We start from the raw sequence: 2,635 nt of genomic DNA on the forward strand, positions 1-2,635 counted from the left end.
GGCTCAGATAGAGCGTGGCCGTGACGATCTTGAGTGAATTACGATACTCGCCCAAATTCCGGTCGGCGAAACAAAAGCCCACGAACAGAGGAAAGATCATCTTGATCGAAGACAACAGCGCCGTCGCGCTGCCGAGAAACCAAAAGCCGATGAAGAGCGAGACGCAGATCTGCCCGAACACGAGGAACGCCATCATGCTCCCGTTGTCGATGATGCATCGCTTGATGAACAGCGCAATGCAGACAATCGCGACGAAGTCGGGCGAGAACCACAGAATCTCGAGGTGAAGCTTCGCAAAGTAGAATTTCATCGCGCCGGCAAACGCGTCCCGCACGACGTACAGGCAAAACGCGACCGCCTCGAGTGAGAACCCGATCGATATAGGAGTATCTCGTTCGCTCGATGCCACGCTGCCTGCCATTCATCCAGAAATCTGCGAAGAAACGGCCGCCCTTGAAAGCGGCCAATCTTGAACGGGACGCCTCGGCGTCCAATACGCGGTCGATGCTCTAGCGCCTCGTCTATTGCAACGCAACATACCCGTAAAACTCAGCAATTTCAACGTTAAAGGCTCGCGGAAGCTCCTGGACGGCATGAGCAAAAATCCCGTTCATCGATCCGTGGAATAGGCCTCGCGAGCCAGATCCTGCGGGCTGGGGTCCCTCCCCCGGATCTCGTCCGCGAACGGCCCGGCAGATTGGTGCAGGGGCGCACGACGGCGTCCGAGGAGCTTCAGCAGCGGCTTCTCGACAGCGAGATGAACGGCCATCCCGACGGCGACGGTTACCACCGCCATCCCAACAAAGAGCACCTGCAGCGGCACCGCCTTGGACACGCTGGTCGCAACAATGAGTTTGGCCAGCACCGAGAGCACGGTGAAATGGACGAGATAGAGGCTGTACGACGCGTCTCCAATTCTCGTCAGCCATTGCGGAAATTCGAGCGACCCACGGCGCTCGGCCTCAACCGCAGCCAGTATGATCAAACCCGCACCCACGCCGTACGACCACTGCACGAGCCCGGCCGGAATTCCGAGCGCATTGACCCGCGTGATGGCCGCCGCCGCGAAGATGACAATACCGAGCCCAAACGTCGGAGCCAGCGGCACGTTGAACTTCCCGGAACTCCACACTTGTCGGACGATCATCCCGGTCAGGAACAGAACCGGATATGGAGAACAAAGAATGGTCCACTTCGCGGGAACAGTCTCGCCGACGGAGTAGACCGCAGCCAGCAGCCAGAGCGTGCCGAGCAGGATGCCCAAGGCCCTGTTGAAGATCGCGGCCGCGAATATCGCGTAGAACGCGACCTCAAAACAAAGCGTCCACGACACGACGACGATCTTCTGATCTGGAACCAAGCCCGATGCCGGCAGCAGGAAGAACTCGAGCGCAATGCGGCGCAGATCAACATCCGCCTTCGTCAGCAACAGCGGAACCAGAACGGCGCAGAAGACCACCCAATAGAGCGGATAGATGCGGACCGCTCGCCGCCAGACGTAGTTCGCAACGCGCGCGGGCGAACCGATGTCGCGCAAATGCGCGTCCAGAATGATGAAGCCACTCAGGACAAAGAAAAAATCGACGCCCGAATCCAGAAACTTCGGCACGTCCCCAAAGGGCGTGGCCCCCCAATAGGTCGGCACGCGAAAGATCACCGACGTGTGATAGATGACGACCATGAGGGCAGCCAGGCCGCGTCCGCACTGGAGCGAGCGCAATGTCACCCGAGATTGAGACAATTTTCTTTCCCTCTTCGAGTCCAGGTTCGCCGGCACCAGCTATGATCTGCCCGAGGTCGCCCCGACTTCGGCCTCACGTGGAACGCGTCGCGGGCGCGGCGGCAAAGAACCGGTTGCCCTCGAACCAGCGCCGGACGAGCTTGCCGCCCGAAAGTTCGACCCGACGATAGGTGAAGTCCGACGCCACCAGCACCACCGCGATCAAAACGAACAGGTTCAGCGTCGCCGGCAGACCGGGATAAATCGATTCGAGCCAGGCGATCGGCCGATGTCCAAATGCCCTGAGGCCGTACTCGGCGAGCAGGATGACGAACGCATGCACCATGTAGATCGAATAGGAGCGCTTGCCGACCCAGACCAGGGGCTTCATCACCAGCACGCGAGGCACGACTGCCGCATCCGGAAACGCGAGCAAGGATCCCAGGAAGACCGCAAATGTCAGGGGCGTGAGGTAGCTGATCCAGGGCCAGGCCTCGATGAAGCAGACGTTCACCAGGGCAACGAGCAACGCGGCGAACTGGATAGCGCCTTTGACCGCCGGGCTGATCGTGCGCGGCACGTAGGATACCGCCTTCACCGTGAGCACGCCGAGAAAGAAGCTCGTGAAGCAGCGCAGAATGCCGAAATCGTACTGCGCGCCGATTTCCTCCCTGCCGATCCACACCGCGAGCGCCAGCCAGCTCGCAACGGAAAGCACAGCCGCCGAAACATAGAGCCATCGAAGCGAGCCAAGCCGTTGCGCGCCGAGTACGACCAATCCGAACACCAGGTAGGTATAGAACTCGACGCTGATGCTCCAGCTCGGCGCATTCCAGTTCAAATAGTCGAGGAATCCGAGCGAATGCAGCAGGAACACGTTCAGAACGAACGAATACGCGTTGTTGACCTCGAACG

The 2,635-nt window shown here is 59.9% G+C and carries 2 protein-coding genes and 1 pseudogene; all 3 read right to left on the reverse strand.

The window, feature by feature from the left end:
* Positions 1-310, reverse strand: a pseudogene (locus ACXJL8_RS38610) (hypothetical protein); the annotation flags it as partial.
* 300 nt (positions 311-610) lie between these two features.
* Positions 611-1,777 (reverse strand): acyltransferase family protein, encoded by a 1,167-nt coding sequence (locus ACXJL8_RS38615; protein WP_456686773.1) that lies wholly within the window; start codon positions 1,775-1,777, stop codon positions 611-613.
* A gap of 37 nt (positions 1,778-1,814) precedes the next feature.
* Positions 1,815-2,635 (reverse strand): acyltransferase family protein (locus tag ACXJL8_RS38620; RefSeq protein ID WP_456686774.1); only part of this gene is annotated, 821 nt, incomplete at its 5' end.

It is taken from the genome of Bradyrhizobium sp. P5_C11_2 (genome assembly GCF_054049755.1).